General features: G+C 74.3%; 16 protein-coding genes. 12 read left to right on the forward strand and 4 right to left on the reverse strand.

Annotated elements, in window-relative coordinates; translation table 11 throughout:
* Positions 1–5 precede the first annotated feature (5 nt).
* Both JKP76_RS06265 and JKP76_RS06270 read left to right on the forward strand, forming a co-directional pair.
* Positions 6–494: a MarR family winged helix-turn-helix transcriptional regulator gene (locus JKP76_RS06265; protein WP_200490001.1), complete on the forward strand. Its 489-nt coding sequence runs from the start codon at positions 6–8 to the stop codon at positions 492–494.
* Between the two features lie 53 nt (positions 495–547).
* Positions 548–2134, forward strand: a complete 1587-nt coding sequence (locus JKP76_RS06270; protein ID WP_242471203.1) for an MFS transporter — start codon at positions 548–550, stop codon at positions 2132–2134.
* 63 nt (positions 2135–2197) lie between these two features.
* Here JKP76_RS06270 and JKP76_RS06275 read toward each other — a convergent pair whose 3' ends face one another.
* Positions 2198–2632, reverse strand: a complete 435-nt coding sequence (locus tag JKP76_RS06275) for an OsmC family protein (RefSeq protein ID WP_200490002.1) — start codon at positions 2630–2632, stop codon at positions 2198–2200.
* A gap of 85 nt (positions 2633–2717) precedes the next feature.
* Positions 2718–3173 (reverse strand): MarR family winged helix-turn-helix transcriptional regulator, encoded by a 456-nt coding sequence (locus JKP76_RS06280; RefSeq protein ID WP_200490003.1) that lies wholly within the window; start codon positions 3171–3173, stop codon positions 2718–2720.
* 191 nt (positions 3174–3364) lie between these two features.
* Between JKP76_RS06280 and clpB the strand changes: the two genes are divergently transcribed.
* The 3 genes from clpB (at position 3365) to JKP76_RS06295 (ending at position 6758) form a co-directional block, all read left to right on the forward strand.
* Complete coding sequence (clpB, locus tag JKP76_RS06285) at positions 3365–5956, forward strand: ATP-dependent chaperone ClpB (protein ID WP_200490004.1); 2592 nt, start codon at positions 3365–3367, stop codon at positions 5954–5956.
* An 86-nt stretch (positions 5957–6042) separates the two neighbouring features.
* Positions 6043–6294: a hypothetical protein gene (locus tag JKP76_RS06290; protein WP_200490005.1), complete on the forward strand. Its 252-nt coding sequence runs from the start codon at positions 6043–6045 to the stop codon at positions 6292–6294.
* A 2-nt stretch (positions 6295–6296) separates the two neighbouring features.
* Complete coding sequence (locus JKP76_RS06295) at positions 6297–6758, forward strand: hypothetical protein (protein ID WP_200490006.1); 462 nt, start codon at positions 6297–6299, stop codon at positions 6756–6758.
* On the opposite strand, the gene JKP76_RS06300 is transcribed toward JKP76_RS06295, so the two are convergent.
* A complete protein-coding gene (locus JKP76_RS06300) occupies positions 6759–7220 on the reverse strand; it encodes a hypothetical protein (RefSeq protein WP_200490007.1) in 462 nt (153 codons plus the stop codon).
* Positions 7221–7331: 111 nt separating this feature from the next.
* Between JKP76_RS06300 and JKP76_RS22235 the strand changes: the two genes are divergently transcribed.
* A complete protein-coding gene (locus JKP76_RS22235; RefSeq protein WP_200490008.1) occupies positions 7332–8921 on the forward strand; it encodes a molybdopterin-dependent oxidoreductase in 1590 nt (529 codons plus the stop codon).
* Positions 8922–8928: 7 nt separating this feature from the next.
* Here JKP76_RS22235 and JKP76_RS06310 read toward each other — a convergent pair whose 3' ends face one another.
* Positions 8929–9393, reverse strand: a complete 465-nt coding sequence (locus JKP76_RS06310) for a TspO/MBR family protein (protein ID WP_200490009.1) — start codon at positions 9391–9393, stop codon at positions 8929–8931.
* A gap of 33 nt (positions 9394–9426) precedes the next feature.
* Between JKP76_RS06310 and pyrE the strand changes: the two genes are divergently transcribed.
* The 6 genes from pyrE to JKP76_RS20520 all read left to right on the forward strand — a co-directional run bounded on the left by pyrE (position 9427) and on the right by JKP76_RS20520 (position 15095).
* The gene (gene pyrE / locus JKP76_RS06315; protein WP_200490010.1) at positions 9427–9981 is read left to right on the forward strand and encodes an orotate phosphoribosyltransferase; all 555 of its coding nucleotides are present in this window, start codon (positions 9427–9429) and stop codon (positions 9979–9981) included.
* A gap of 105 nt (positions 9982–10086) precedes the next feature.
* Positions 10087–11514, forward strand: a complete 1428-nt coding sequence (locus tag JKP76_RS06320) for an FAD-linked oxidase C-terminal domain-containing protein (protein ID WP_309232860.1) — start codon at positions 10087–10089, stop codon at positions 11512–11514.
* 97 nt (positions 11515–11611) lie between these two features.
* Entirely contained in the window at positions 11612–12964 is a 1353-nt protein-coding gene (locus JKP76_RS06325; RefSeq protein ID WP_200490012.1) for an FAD-dependent oxidoreductase, read from the forward strand.
* Between the two features lie 3 nt (positions 12965–12967).
* Positions 12968–13576: a pentapeptide repeat-containing protein gene (locus JKP76_RS23320; protein WP_200490013.1), complete on the forward strand. Its 609-nt coding sequence runs from the start codon at positions 12968–12970 to the stop codon at positions 13574–13576.
* Positions 13577–13637: 61 nt separating this feature from the next.
* On the forward strand, positions 13638–14672 hold the full coding sequence (gene fbaA / locus JKP76_RS06335) for a class II fructose-bisphosphate aldolase (RefSeq protein ID WP_200490014.1): 1035 nt from the start codon (positions 13638–13640) through the stop codon (positions 14670–14672).
* 126 nt (positions 14673–14798) lie between these two features.
* A complete protein-coding gene (locus tag JKP76_RS20520) occupies positions 14799–15095 on the forward strand; it encodes a DUF3151 domain-containing protein (protein ID WP_309232861.1) in 297 nt (98 codons plus the stop codon).
* Positions 15096–15102: the final 7 nt, after the last annotated feature.

Raw genomic sequence — 15102 nt, forward strand, 5'->3', positions numbered from 1 at the left:
CGCTCATGCCCATCAGTCCCGACACGCGGGACCGGCTGACCGCCAGCATCGCCCAGCTCATCCGCACGGGCCGGCACGTCAGCACGCGCGCCGCCGCCCAGCTCTACGGCGAGCTGCCCTCCTACGGCTGGACGCTGCTCCTGCCCCTCGAGCAGGACGGCGACCAGCGCTGCAGCGCCCTCGCCGCCCGCGCCGGCATCGACGTCTCCGTCGCCAGCCGGCAGCTCGCCGTCCTCGAGCGCTCCGGTTACGTCGAGCGCCACCCCGACCCGCGCGACGGGCGGGCCTCTCTGCTCCGCCTCACGCCGCAGGGTGCTGCGGCGCTCGCCGGCACGCGGGCCGTGCGCGCCGACTGGGCGCTGACCGCGCTCTCCGGCTGGGACGAGCGCGACGCCCGCCTGCTCACCGACCTGCTCGACCGGCTGCGGACCGACATCGAGGTCGCCCTGCCCGTGCACCCCGGCGCCCGGCAGCCCATCGGGGCCGACCGGTGACCCGCACCCGCCCCGCCGTCCACGAACGCTCGTCCCAGCAGTCCAGGAGATCCATGACCAGCACCGTCGACCGGCCGGCCGCCCCCGCGCCCGCCGAGCAGCAGGGCCAGATGACGCACCGGCAGATCCTCTCGGCGCTGTCCGGGATGATGCTGGCGATGTTCGTGGCGTTCCTGTCCTCGACCGTCGTCTCGAACGCGCTCCCCACGATCATCACCGACCTGCGCGGCTCCCAGGGTCAGTACACCTGGGTGGTCACCGCGACCCTGCTGTCGTCGACCGCCTCGACGCCGATCTGGGGCAAGCTCTCCGACCTGTTCAGCAAGAAGCTGCTGATCCAGCTCTCGATCGTCATCTTCATCGTCGGCTCGATGGCCGCCGGGCTGTCCCAGTCGGTGGAGACCCTCATCGCCTGGCGCGTGCTCCAGGGCCTGGGCCTGGGCGGCCTGCAGGCGCTGGTGCAGATCGCGATGGCGGCGATGATCAGCCCCCGCGAGCGCGGCCGGTACTCCGGCTTCCTCGGCAGCGTCATGGCCGTGGCCACCGTGGGCGGCCCGCTGCTCGGCGGCCTGCTGGTCGACACCAGCTGGCTGGGCTGGCGCTGGTGCTTCTTCGTCGGCGTCCCCTTCGCCGCGGCGGCGCTGGTGCTGCTGCAGCGCACGCTGCACCTGCCGGTCACCAAGCGGACCGTGCACATCGACTACATGGGTGCGGCCTTCCTCACCGCCGGCGTCTCCGCGCTGCTGATCTGGGTGACCCTGGCCGGTGGGAGCTTCGCCTGGGCCTCGACGGAGTCGGCGCTGTTCGTCGGCGGCGGCGTGGTCGCGATCGTCGCCTTCCTGATCACCGAGACGCGCGCCAAGGAGCCGATCGTCCCGCTGCGGTTGTTCCGCGAGCGCACCACGACGCTGGCGATCATGGCCAGCATCGCGATCGGCATCGCGATGTTCGGGTCCTCGGTCTTCCTCGGTCAGTACCTGCAGATCTCCCGCGGCTACTCGCCGACGGCGGCCGGTCTGCTCACCGTCCCGATGGTCGGCGGCCTGCTGCTGTCCTCGACGGTGTCCGGCCTGCTGATCACCCGCACCGGCCGCTGGAAGCGCTTCCTGGTCGGCGGCTCGATCCTGGTCGTCATCGCCTTCGGCCTGCTCTCGATGGTCGACCACGAGACGGACATGGTGCTGCTGTGCAGCTTCCTGTTCGTGCTGGGCGTCGGCATCGGCGCCACGATGCAGAACCTGGTGCTCGCGGTGCAGAACACGGTGGCCGCCGCGGACCTGGGTGCCGCGAGCTCGGCCGTGGCCTTCTTCCGCAGCCTGGGCGGCACGATCGGCGTCTCGGTGCTCGGCGCCGTCCTGACCTCGCGGGTCGGGACGATCATCCGCGAGGGCCTGCCGCCCGGCGCCGCCGAGGCCGCCGGCTCGAAGGACGTCGGGCTGGCCGACCTGGCCGACGCACCCGGGCCGATCCAGACGCTGATCCGCGTCTCCTACGGCGACGCGACGGGCCGGATCTTCCTGATCTCGGCGATCGTCGCGGTGGTCGCCGTCGGCGCCATCCTGCTCATCCGCGAGATCGCGCTCGGCACCGAGAGCGGCGAGGAGCGGCTGAAGCGGGAGCGCGCGGACATCCGGGGCTGACCGCCCCGGACGCGACGGCGGCCCGTCTCCCCGGGAGGGAGGCGGGCCGCCGTCGTCGTCGGATCAGTCCAGTGCCGCGTCGAGGGTGATTTCGGTGCCGGCGAGCGCCTTGCTCACCGGGCAGCCGACCTTCGCCGCCTGGGCCGCGGTCTGGAAGGCGTCGGCGTCGAGCCCGTCGACCTCGCCGCGGACGGTCAGCGCGATGCCGGTGATGGCCGAGGCGCCGTCCTTCTGGCCGAGGGTGACCTCGGCGGTCACCTCGAGCGCCGTCGGGGTGCCCCCGGCCTTGCCGATCTCGTTCGACAGCGCCATGGCGAAGCAGGACGAGTGCGCCGCCGCGATGAGCTCCTCGGGGCTGGTGGTGCCCCCGGCCTCGTCGGCGGCCCGCTTCGGGAACGACACCTCGTAGGTGCCGATCTTCGAGCTGGAGAGCTCGACCTGACCCGAGCCCTCCTGCAGGGTGCCGTTCCAGGCGGTGCGTGCGGTCCGAGTGGGCATGTCACTTCTCCCGTGCCGGGCGCCACCCGCTCCTGGACGGCGCGTCGCCCCGGGCCTTACCCCGGCACGCGCGCGGTCCACGCACTCAGCAGACGGCTTCTCCGCCGTTCACCCGCTCGATGAGCACCTGGAGCCGCGCCTTGAGCTCGGCGAACTCGCCGCTGTCGAAGCCGATCGCGCCGATCATCTCCCCGGAGATGGCCACGGCCTCGTCCTGCAGCGCGCGGCCGGCGTCGGTGAGCGCGATGGCGACCGAGCGCTCGTCCTCGACGCGGCGGTGGCGGGTGACCAGCCCGGCCGCGGTGAGCCGCTTGAGCAGCGGGGAGAGGGTGCCGCTGTCCAGCGCCAGGCGGGAGCCCAGCTGGCCGACGGTCTGGTGGTCCTCTTCCCAGAGCAGCATCATGACGAGGTACTGCGGATAGGTCAGCCCGATGGCCTCGAGCATCGGGCGGTACCGGGCGGTCACCGCCCGCGAGGCCGCGTAGAGCGCGAAGCAGAGCTGGTCGTCGAGCGCCACGCTCGGCGCCGGCAGGGCGGTCATGCGGCGAGTCTAGAGCGCGCCGGTCCAGAGGCCAGGGGCCTGCGCGGACGGGCCCACCGTCCGGGGCGGCGGGTGGACGCGACAGGGTTGAGTGGAACAGACTCAACTTCACGGTCGTTGCACCGGGCGATCACGAGGTCGCTGCGCCTGCGGCGGCCCGTGCACGACGACGAGAAAGGCACCGCCGCGCCATGGAGAGCAAGCTGACCACCCGTTCGCAGGAGGCCATCGCCGCCGCCCAGCGGCTCGCGGTCGCACGTGGCCAGGCCGAGCTGAAGCCGCTGCACCTGCTGGCCGCGCTGCTCGAACAGGACGACGGCATCGCCGGGCCCCTGCTCGAGGCCGTCGGGGCCGACGCCGCCGACGTCCGCGGCAAGGCTGACGCGGCCGTGCGCCGGCTGCCCAGCGTCACCGGGGCGACGGTCCCCGCGCCCGCGCCGACGCGGGAGTTCCTGCGGGTCATGAACGACGCCGGCGAGCAGGCCGGCGCCCTCGGCGACGAGTACATCTCCACCGAGCACCTGCTGGTCGGCCTGGCCGGCTCCACCGGCGAGGCGGCCGCGGTGCTCACCGCCGCCGGCGCCACCCGGGACGCGCTGCTCGCGGCGTTCCGCACCGTCCGCGGGTCGCGGAAGGTCACCACCCCGGATCCCGAGGGCACCTTCCAGGCGCTGGAGAAGTACGCCGTCGACCTCACCGCCCGCGCCCGCGAGGGCAAGATGGACCCGGTCATCGGCCGGGACACCGAGATCCGCCGCGTCGTGCAGGTGCTCTCCCGGCGCACCAAGAACAACCCGGTCCTGATCGGCGAGCCCGGTGTCGGCAAGACCGCGATCGTCGAGGGCCTGGCCCAGCGCATGGTCGCCGGCGACGTCCCCGAGAGCCTCAAGGGCAAGCGGCTCATGTCGCTCGACCTGGGCGCGATGGTGGCCGGCGCCAAGTACCGCGGCGAGTTCGAGGAGCGGCTCAAGGCCGTCCTGCAGGAGATCACCGACGCCGAGGGGCAGGTCGTCACCTTCATCGACGAGCTGCACACGCTGGTCGGCGCCGGCGCGACCGGCGAGTCGGCCATGGACGCCGGCAACATGATCAAGCCGATGCTCGCCCGCGGCGAGCTGCGGATGGTCGGCGCCACGACGCTGGACGAGTACCGCGAGCACATCGAGAAGGACGCCGCCCTCGAACGCCGCTTCCAGCAGGTGCTGGTGGGCGAGCCCAGCGTCGAGGACACCATCGGCATCCTGCGCGGGCTCAAGGAGCGCTACGAGGTGCACCACGGCGTCCGGATCACCGACGCCGCGATCGTCGCCGCCGCCACCTTGTCGGACCGGTACGTCACGGCCCGGTTCCTCCCGGACAAGGCCATCGACCTGGTCGACGAGGCCGCCAGCCGGCTGCGCATGGAGATCGACAGCCGCCCGGTGGAGGTCGACGAGGTGGAGCGCGCCGTCCGCCGCCTGGAGATCGAGGAGATGGCGCTGTCCAAGGAGGACGACGCCTCCTCCATCGAGCGGCTGGCCGCGCTGCGCGCCGACCTGGCCGACAAGCGCCAGGAGCTCGCCGAGCTGACCGCCCGCTGGCAGCAGGACAAGAGCGCCATCGGCCGCATCCAGGCCATCAAGGAGGAGCTGGAGCGGCTGCGGCTGGAGGCCGAGCGGGCCGAGCGGGACGGCGAGCTGGCCCGCGTGGCCGAGCTGCGCTACGGCCGGCTGCCGGAGCTGGAGAAGTCCCTCGCCGAGGCGGAGACCTCGGTGGAGACCGGCGACTCCATGCTCAAGGAGGAGGTCGGCCCCGACGACATCGCCGAGGTCGTGCAGGCCTGGACCGGCATCCCCGCCGGGCGGCTGCTCGAGGGCGAGACGCACAAGCTGCTGCGGATGGAGGAGGGCCTGCGCGCCCGCGTCGTCGGCCAGCCCGACGCCGTCCGCGCCGTCGCCGACGCCGTCCGCCGCGCCCGCTCCGGCGTCTCCGACCCGGACCGGCCCACGGGCTCGTTCCTGTTCCTCGGCCCCACAGGCGTCGGCAAGACCGAGCTGGCCAAGGCGCTGGCCGAGTTCCTGTTCGACGACGAGCGGGCGATGGTCCGCGTCGACATGAGCGAGTACTCGGAGAAGCACTCGGTGGCCCGGCTGGTCGGGGCACCCCCCGGCTACGTCGGCTATGAGGCCGGCGGCCAGCTCACCGAGGCGGTGCGCCGCCGTCCGTACACCGTCGTGCTGCTCGACGAGGTGGAGAAGGCGCACCCCGACGTCTTCGACGTCCTGCTCCAGGTGCTGGACGACGGCCGGCTCACCGACGGGCAGGGCCGCACCGTCGACTTCCGCAACACCCTCCTGATCCTCACCTCGAACCTGGGCTCGCAGATCATCGCGGACCAGTCGGTGCCCGAGGAGCGGCGTCGCGAGGCGGTGCAGGAGGTCGTCCGGGGGCACTTCAAGCCGGAGTTCCTCAACCGGCTCGACGACGTCGTCGTCTTCCGGGCGCTCGGCACCGAGGAGCTGGCCGGGATCGTCGACATCCAGGTCGGCGTGCTCGCCCGGCGGCTGGCCGCCCGCCGGCTCACGCTGCGGGTCACCGACGCGGCTCGGGAGTGGCTGGCGCTCAACGGCTTCGACCCGGTGTACGGCGCACGCCCGCTGCGCCGGCTGGTGCAGTCGGCCATCGGCGACCAGCTCGCCCGGGCGCTGCTGGCCGGCGAGATCCGGGACGGCGACGACGTCGTCGTCGACTGGCCGGCCGACGTCGCCGACGGCGACGCCGGGCTGAGCGTCACGCGCGGCTGAGCCGGGCGGCCCGCCGGGTCCCGTGTGGTCCGGCGGGCGCCCGCTCCGCCATGATCGGTACGCACACCGAGGCGGGGAGGCAGCGCATGACGTCCGACCAGGGCGGCCGGTACGGCGAGCCCGAGGGCGGCTCCGGCGCACCTGAGCCGGGCGGCTGGAACGCACCCCCGCCGCCACCGCAGGGCTGGAACGCGCCACCGCAGGGCTGGAACGCGCCGCCCCCGGGCTGGAACGCGCCGCCCCCGCCGCAGGGCTGGCAGCAGCCGGGGCAGCAGTGGCCCGGCTCCGGCGGCTACGTGCCCCCGCCCCCGCCGGGTACGCCCGAGCCGCGCCCCTGACCGTGCGCGCCGGGATCGGCGCGTTCGTCGCGACCGTCGTCCTCGGGCTGGTGGCGGCCGCGGTCATGTACGCGAACTGGGACCAGATCCTCGACGAGGCGATCGCCCGGGCCGGGGCGGGGCTCAGCGGCAGCGAGCGGGAGACCGCGCAGGACGTCGCCGAGATCGTCGTGCAGTTCAGCCTCGTCATCGGCGTCGTCTTCACCGCGGTCTACCTGCTCGTCATCTGGTTCGCCTGGCGCGGGCGCAACTGGGCGCGCGTGGTGCTCTGGGTGCTCGGCGGGCTGTCGATCCTCAGCGGCACCGCCGGGCTCGGCGGCGGGACCGGCGTCGGCTACGTCGACGGGCTCAACGTGTTCAGCTGGCTGCTCACGCTGGCCGGCGTCGTGCTGCTGGCTCTCCAGCCGAGCAACGCCTGGTACCGCTACACGGGCTGGCAGCGGCGGTACGGGCCGCGGCGCTGATCAGCCCGGCGCGCCCGCCATCCACTCGCGGGTGGTGCCGGCCAGCAGGCTGGTGACGCCCGCGACGGAGAGCACGAGCAGCAGCAGCGAGGCGATGCTCACCCCGCCGGTCGCCAGCACGCTGACCACGGTCAGCAGGGCCAGCAGCCCGGTGGCGCTCACGCCGGCCCACCGGGCCCAGCCCTGCCGGCGCGGCACGAAGACGGCGGCGACCGCCAGCACCACGCCCAGGACGGCGTACGGCACGAGCGAGAGCAGCACGAACTGCTCGGCCTCGGCGCGGGTGACGTCGTCGGCGTCCTCGACGATCCGGTCGACCGCGACGTCGAAGCCGAAGCCGAGCAGCGCCGCGTTGGCCAGCAGCAGGACGGCGAGCACCGCCATCACGCCCACGGCGACCCGGACCGACGGCGGTGTCACCGGAGCGGGCGCGGTGCCGCCGGTGGGAGTGGGCTTCGTCACCCGCCCAGCCTGGCAGACGCCGCGGGCCCGGCCGGGGAGATCCACCCGGTCGGGCGGCGGACGATGATGCGCCGCATGCATCCCGATCGGCGTCCGGCCCGAACAACGGGTGTGACGACGACGCTGCCCATCCCGGACCCCCTCGCGAGCCCGGACCGGCCCCGCGGGCGGGCGCCCCTGGCCGCGCTCGCCGGCCTGCTCGCCGCGCTCGTCGCGCTCGGCGCCGGGGAGCTGGTCGCGGGCCTCGTCGGGCCGGCGTCGTCGCCGGTGGTGGCCGTCGGCGACGCGGTCATCGCGCTGACGCCCGAGCCGGTCACGGCGTTCGCCATCGAGACGTTCGGCCGGGCCGACAAGGTGGCCCTGGTCGTCGGGACGCTGCTGCTCGTGGGTGCGTACGCGCTGCTCGTGGGCGTGCTGGGCCTGCGGGACCGGCGGCTCGGCGTCCTCGGCGTCCTGGTCCTCGGCGCGGTCGGGGCGCTGGCCGCGGTCACCCGGCCGGCCGGCGAGGCCGTGGACGCGCTGCCCTCCCTCGCCGCCGCGGTGGCCGGGGTGCTCGTGCTGCTGGCGCTGCTCGCCCCGCTGGGGCGGTCCCGCGCGGTGGTGGACGGCGACCCGGACGGCGGGGCGCTGGACCGCCGCCGGTTCGTCGTCACCGGTGCGGTCGCCGTGGGCGCCGCGGCCGTCGCCGGGGGCGGTGGCCGGCTGCTCCAGCGGCGCACCGAGGTCACCAGCCTGCGCGCCGGCGTGGAACTGCCCGTACCCGCCTCGCCGGCCCCGCCGCTGCCCGCCGGTGCCGACCTCGCCGCCGAGGTGGAGGGCCTCACCCCGCTGGTCACCCGCAACGGCGCCTTCTACCGGATCGACACCGCGCTCGTCGCCCCGCGCATCCGGCCGGCCGACTACCGGCTGGAGATGACCGGGATGTTCGACGCGCCGCGCAGCTACACCCTCGACGACCTGCTCGGCCGGCCCGACGTCATCGAGCGCGACATCACGCTCACCTGCGTCTCCAACGAGGTCGGCGGCGCGCTCGCGGGCAGCGCCCGCTGGCTCGGCGTCCCGCTGGCCGCGCTGCTGCGGGAGAACGGCATCCGCCCCGCCAGCGACCAGCTGCTGTGCCGCTCCCAGGACGGCATGACCATCGGCACCCCCACGCGCAGCGCCCTCGAGGTCGAGGACGCGATGCTGGCCTTCGGGATGAACGGCGAGCCGCTGCCCGTCGTCCACGGCTTCCCGGTGCGGATGGTCATCCCCGGCCTCTACGGCTACGTGTCGGCCTGCAAGTGGCTGACCCGCATCGAGGCGACGACGTTCGACGCCGTCGACGCCTTCTGGGTGAAGCGGGACTGGGCGGTCGAGGGGCCGATCACGATCGCCTCGCGCATCGACACCCCTGAGATGCTGCGCGAGTTCCCGGCCGGCCCCCGCGCGGTCGCCGGTGTCGCGTGGGCGCAGACCCGCGGCATCGCCCGCGTCGAGGTCCGCGTGGATGACGGGGACTGGGTGGAGGCGCGGCTCTCCCCGGCGCTGGACGCCGACGTCTGGCGGCAGTGGGTGCTGGTGCACGACTTCGCGCCCGGGCGGCACGTGGTCACGGTCCGGGCCACGAGCACCGACGGCGAGGTGCAGACCGACGAGCGCGCCGCCCCGTTCCCGGCCGGAGCGAGCGGCTGGCACTCCGTCGAGGTGCTCGCCGGCTGAGCGGCGCTCAGTTGCGGCGCGCGATGGCCGCGGTCAGCGCCGTCGCGAAGGCGGTCCACGCGGCGTAGGGCAGCAGCGCCGCGCCGGCCGCGGGGCGGACCCGGCCGGCCCGCCGCGCGAGGTCGACGGTGGAGACGGTGAGGGCGGCGCTCTCCGCCGCGGCCAGCCACGGCCGGTGCGCGCGGAAGAACACCGGCGTCCAGGCGGCGTTGAGCGCCAGGTTGACCCGGTGGGCGCGGTCGAACGACCGGCGGCTCTCGGGCCCGGCCGAGGCGCGCACCTCGCCGGCGGCCCAGCCCAGCGCCGCGTAGAGGCCGGTCCAGACGATGCCGAAGGCCTGCGGTGGCGGGTACCAGGAGGGCTTGTCCAGGCTCCGGAACCAGGCGCTGCCGGGATCGGTGGCCGCGCCGCCCACGACGGCGGCGGCGAGCGGCCCGGCCAGGGCGCCCAGGCGGGTGCGCGACGTCGACATGCACCGATCCTGGCCCTGGCTAGGGTCGAGCGCATGACGGCTGCCCCCACGATCCCCGACCGCGACCGGCTGCTCGAGCTCATCGTCGACCTCGCGGTGGTGCACGGGAAGGTGACGCTCTCCTCGGGGCGCGAGGCCGACTGGTACATCGACATGCGCCGGCTCACGCTGCACCACGAGGGCGCCCCGCTGGTGGGCCGCGTGATGCGGCAGCTGACCGGCGACCTGCGCTACGACGTCGTCGGCGGGCTGACCCTCGGCGCGGACCCGGTGGCGACGGCGATGCTGCACGCCGCGGCCGCCGGCGAGGGCTTCCTGGACGCCTGCGTCGTCCGCAAGGCGGGCAAGGCGCACGGCTTGCAGCGCCGGATCGAGGGCCCCGAGGTGGAGGGCCGCGCCGTCCTCGTCGTCGAGGACGTCTCCACCACCGGCGGCAGCCCGCTCACCGCCGCCGAGGCGCTGCAGGAGGCCGGTGCCGAGGTCATCGGCGTCGCGGTGATCGTCGACCGCGGCGCCCGCGCGGCCGTCGAGGCGGCCGGCTTCGAGTACCGCGCAGCCTTCGAGCTCTCCGACCTCGGCCTGGCCTGAGCTCCCGCGCTGGGATCAGGTGACCTGATCCCAGCGCTTCCTCCCTCACCGCGCACCACGAGGGAGGACGCCGGGAGCTGAGGGAGGACGGCCTACGGTGTGACCGTGACCACTGCCTGGCTCGCCGACCTCCAGGACGCGCTCGGTGCCGACGGCGTCCTCACCGACCCCGACGTCACCGCCGGGTACGCCCGCGACATGGCGATGATGGCGCCCGCGGGCACGCCCGCCGCCGTCGTCCTGCCGCGGACCACCGCGGACGTCGTCGCGGTGATGCAGGTCGCGACCCGGCACGGGATCCCGGTCGTGCCGCGGGGCGCCGGCTCCGGTCTGGCCGGCGCCAGCAACGCCGTCGACGGCGCGATCACGCTGGTCATGAACCGCATGGACGCCGTCCTCGAGGTGTCGCCGGAGGACCGGCTCGCGGTCGTGCAGCCCGGCGTCGTCAACAAGACGCTGCGCGACGCCGTCGCCGGGCACGGGCTGTTCTACCCACCGGACCCCTCCAGCTACGACTGGTGCACGATCGGCGGCAACCTCTCCACCAACTCCGGTGGCCTCTGCTGCGTGAAGTACGGCGTCACCACCGACTACGTCCTGGGCCTCGAGGTGGTCCTGGCCGACGGGCGGGTGCTGCGCACCGGGCGGCGCACGGTCAAGGGCGTCGCGGGCTACGACCTGGCGCGGCTGTTCGTCGGCTCGGAGGGCACGCTCGGCGTCATCACCGAGGCGACGCTGGCGCTGCGCCCGGCACCGCACCGCCCGGTCACGCTGGCCGCCTCGTTCGGGACGACGGCGCAGACCGGCCAGGTCGTCGAGCGCGTGGTGACCAGCGGGCTGGTCCCGAGCCTGCTGGAGGTCATGGACAACACCTGCATCGTCGCCGTCGACGACCTGCTCCGGGCCGAGCTGGACCGGGGCGCCCACTCGCTGCTCGTGGCGCAGTCCGACGCCGGGGGAGAGGCCGCGGCCGCCGAGATCGAGGCGCTGGCGCAGATCTGCCGCGAGGCGGGCGCTGACTTCGTGCACAGCACCGACGACCCCGCCGAGGGCGACCTGCTGCTGCAGGCCCGCCGCATGGCGCTCCCGGCCCTGGCCGCGCTGCGCAGCGGCATGCTCGTCGACGACGTCGCCGTGCCCCGCTCGCGGATCGCCAGCTTCCTCGACGGCTGCGACGCCATCGCCCGCGAGCGCGCGGTGGTCATCGGCGTCACCGGGCACGCCGGCGACGGCAACATGCACCCCTGCATCTCCTTCGACGCGGCCGACGCCGACGAGCGGGACCGCGCCTACGCCGCCTTCGACGACATCCTCGAGCTGGGCCTCTCCATGGGCGGCACGATCACGGGCGAGCACGGCGTCGGCGCGATCAAGGTCGACTGGCTGGAGCGCGAGATCGGCCCCGTCGCCCTCGACGTGCACCGCGCCATCAAGGACGCCCTCGACCCCGACGGCCTGCTCAACCCGGGCAAGGTCATCCGCCGCGCGGGCGTGCGCGACCTGGCCGCGGTGCAGGAGCTCACCGGCCGCTGAGCCGCTCCCGGCGGTTCGGCTGCGGGCCGGCTCCGGGGTGAGGGGAGGCGACGGGTCCGGGACGCCGGACGTCGGCGGGAGGTGACACGCTGTGGCGGTGAGCACCGATCGGCTGGTCGTCATCGGCGGGGACGCCGCGGGGATGTCGGCGGCCGCGCAGGCGCGCCGGCTGCGACCCGCGTCGGACCTGGACATCGTGGTCCTCGAGCAGGGCCCGGACGTCTCCTACTCCGCCTGCGGCATCCCCTACTGGATCGGTGGGCAGGTGCCCGACCGGGACGCGCTCATCGCCCGCACGTCGGCGCAGTTCGAGGCCGACGGCATCGCGGTGCGCACGCACGTCCGCGCCGAGGAGATCGACCTCGACGCCGGCAAGGTGCGCGCCTCCGACGGCCAGACCTACGGCTACGACAACCTGCTGGTGGCCACCGGAGGCCGACCGTCCCGCCCCCCGGTGCCCGGGCTGGACGCCGACGGCGTCTTCGGCGTGCACCGGCTGGCCGACGGCGCCGAGATCCGGGCCGCGATCGGCGCCGGCGCGAGGCGGGCCGTCGTCCTCGGCGGCGGCTACATCGGGCTGGAGATGGCCGAGGTGCTGCTGGCCCGCGGGCTGTCGGTGACCGTCGTCCTCGCCGATCCGCTGCCGATGGCGCAGCTCGACGACGACATGGGCGAGCGGATCTGCGCGGCCATGACCGCGATGGGCATCGACGTGCAGAGCAACCAGCCGGTGCGCGAGATCGAGGTCGGCCCCGACGGCCAGGCGCGCGCGGTGCGCACCGACGTCGGCAGCTACGACGCCGACCTCGTCGTCCTCGGGCTGGGCATGGGCCCGGAGGCGTCGCTCGCGCGCGAGGCGGGCCTGGCGATCGGCGTCACCGGCGGCATCGACGTCGCGCACACCCAGCGCAGCCGCTCGCACCCCGAGGTGCTCGCCGCCGGCGACTGCGCGCAGACCTTCCACCGGCTCACCGGCGAGGCGATCCACGTCGCGCTGGGCACCCACGCCAACAAGCAGGGGCGGGTCGCGGGCTCGGTGGTCGGCGGGCGGGCGGCGCGCTTCGCCGGCGTCCTCGGGACGGCGGCGACGAAGGTGGGCGACCTGGAGGTGGCCCGCACCGGCCTGTGCACCACTCAGGCGGAGGAGGCCGGCTTCGACCACCGCACCGAGACGATCGAGGCGACGACGCGGGCGGGCTACTACCCCGGCGCCGAGCCGATCGCGGTCAAGATCATCACCGAGCGCGGGTCGGGGCTGCTGCTGGGCGCGCAGATCGTCGGCGGGCCGGGCAGCGGCAAGCGGATCGACACGCTGGCCACCGCCATCTGGGCAGGGATGACCGCCGAGGAGCTGGCCGGCTCGGACCTCTCCTACGCCCCGCCGCTCTCGCCCACGTACGACCCGGTGATCGTCGCCGCCCGCGTCGCCAGCCGGATCGAGACGGGCTGAGCCGTGTCCGGAGCGCAGCCGGAGTCCGAGATCCGCGACGTGGACTGGTACGGGGAGGACCTCTCCGGCCGGGAGCACACCGCGGTGCGGTTCGCCGCGGTCGACCTGACCGAGGCCACCGGCGAGGGCGTCGTCTTCACCGACTGCGTCTTCGTCGACTGCCGGTTCACCGCCGCCACCTTCACCGACGCCGCCTTCCTGAACTGCTCGTTCACGGGGTGCTCGTTCTCCCAGGCGCGGTTCACCGCCTGCAAGGTCGTCGGCAGCCGGTTCTCGCGGTGCACCTTCGACCTGCTGGACGTCGACGGCGGGGACTGGTCGTTCGTCCTGATGCCCGGCGCCGACCTCTCCCGGGTCACGGTCGCGGGCACCCGCATGCGCGAGGCCGACCTCACCGGGGCGCGCGCCGCGGGAGCGACGCTCCGGGGGCTGGACCTCTCCGCCGCCGAGCTCTCGGGGATCGACCTGCGCGGCGCGGACCTGCGCGGCAGCGACCTGAGCGCCCTCGACCCGCGGGACGCCGAGCTGGCCGGGGCCCGGATCGACGTCACCCAGGCGGTCGAGCTCGTCACCACCCTGGGGTTGGTCGTCGCCCCCGATCCCCCGGACTAGCCGGGTCGGCGGGATACTGGGCGCCGATCAGTGCAGATCGCCGACGACAGGAGCGCCCCGCATGCCCATCGCGACCCCCGAGGTCTACGCCGACATGATCAGTCGGGCCAAGGAGGGCGGGTTCGCCTACCCGGCGATCAACTGCACCTCCTCGGAGACGATCAACGCGGCCCTGCGCGGCTTCGCGGACGCCGGCAGCGACGGCATCATCCAGTTCTCGACCGGCGGCGCCGAGTTCGGCTCGGGCACGAAGGTAAAGGACATGGTCACCGGGGCGGTCGCCCTGGCCGAGTTCGCGCACGTCGTCGCCGAGAAGTACCCGGTCAACGTCGCGCTGCACACCGACCACTGCCCCAAGGACAAGCTGGACGGCTACGTCCGCCCGCTCATCGCGCTGTCCAAGGACCGCGTCGACGCCGGCCAGGAGCCGCTGTTCCAGTCGCACATGTGGGACGGCTCGGCCATCGAGCTCGGCGAGAACCTCGACATCGCCGAGGAGCTCATGGAGGCCTCCGCCGCGGCCAAGCTGGTCCTCGAGCTGGAGATCGGCATCGTCGGCGGCGAGGAGGACGGCGTCGTCGCCGAGATCAACGAGAAGCTCTACACCGCCGACGGCGACTTCCTGCGCACCGCGCAGAAGCTCGGCCTGGGGGAGCGCGGCGTCTACCTGCTCGCCGCCACCTTCGGCAACGTGCACGGCGTCTACAAGCCCGGCAACGTGAAGCTGCGGCCCGAGATCCTCAAGCAGGGGCAGGACGTCGTCGCCGACGAGTTCGGCCTCGGCGAAGGCGCCAAGCCGTTCAACCTGGTCTTCCACGGTGGCTCGGGCTCCGCGGAGTCCGAGATCCGCGAGGCGATCTCCTACGGCGTCGTGAAGATGAACGTCGACACCGACACCCAGTACGCCTTCACCCGCCCGGTGGCCGCGCACATGTTCAGCAAGTACGACGGCGTGCTGAAGATCGACGGCGAGGTCGGCGACAAGAAGGCCTACGACCCGCGCAGCTACCTCAAGGCCGCCGAGGCCGGCATGGCCGCGCGCGTCGTCGAGGCGTGCGAGCACCTGCTGTCGGCCGGTCAGTCGCAGGGCGCCTGATCATGACGCACTCGCACAACCTGCTCGGTGAGCCCGACCCGACGCTGCTCCCCGCCAACCCGGAGGCCGACGGCGAGCTCGCGGCCGGCACCCCGGCGGCCGAGGTGGCCGCCCTACCACCCCACGGTGAGCGCGGCCTGGGCCGCGCTGGCCGAGGAGGCGCTGAACCGGACCGAGCGGCAGCTGCCCGACACCATCGAGGCCTACGCCTACGCGCGCACCGGCTACCACCGCGGGCTGGACGCGCTGCGCCGCAACGGCTGGAAGGGCTTCGGCCCGGTGCCGTGGGCGCACGAGCCCAACCGCGGGTTCCTGCGCTGCGTCACGGTGCTGGCCGCGGCCGCGGGCGCGATCGGGGAGCACGACGAGCAGGAGCGCTGCGTCCAGCTGCTGCGCGACTGCGACGCTGTGCACTTCGCGTGATCCTGCG

The sequence above is a fragment of the Blastococcus sp. TML/C7B genome, from assembly GCF_016612845.1.
In the GTDB taxonomy this organism is placed as follows: domain Bacteria; phylum Actinomycetota; class Actinomycetes; order Mycobacteriales; family Geodermatophilaceae; genus Blastococcus.

Bases quoted from the DNA above. Each gene is read 5' to 3' on its own strand.
- JKP76_RS06265 (WP_200490001.1), top strand. From the start codon at position 6: ATGCCCATCAGTCCCGACACGCGGGACCGGCTGACCGCCAGCATCGCC.
- JKP76_RS06270 (WP_242471203.1), top strand. From the start codon at position 548: ATGACCAGCACCGTCGACCGGCCGGCCGCCCCCGCGCCCGCCGAGCAG.
- JKP76_RS06275 (WP_200490002.1), bottom strand. From the start codon at position 2,632: ATGCCCACTCGGACCGCACGCACCGCCTGGAACGGCACCCTGCAGGAG.
- JKP76_RS06280 (WP_200490003.1), bottom strand. From the start codon at position 3,173: ATGACCGCCCTGCCGGCGCCGAGCGTGGCGCTCGACGACCAGCTCTGC.
- clpB (WP_200490004.1), top strand. From the start codon at position 3,365: ATGGAGAGCAAGCTGACCACCCGTTCGCAGGAGGCCATCGCCGCCGCC.
- JKP76_RS06290 (WP_200490005.1), top strand. From the start codon at position 6,043: ATGACGTCCGACCAGGGCGGCCGGTACGGCGAGCCCGAGGGCGGCTCC.
- JKP76_RS06310 (WP_200490009.1), bottom strand. From the start codon at position 9,393: ATGTCGACGTCGCGCACCCGCCTGGGCGCCCTGGCCGGGCCGCTCGCC.
- pyrE (WP_200490010.1), top strand. From the start codon at position 9,427: ATGACGGCTGCCCCCACGATCCCCGACCGCGACCGGCTGCTCGAGCTC.
- fbaA (WP_200490014.1), top strand. From the start codon at position 13,638: ATGCCCATCGCGACCCCCGAGGTCTACGCCGACATGATCAGTCGGGCC.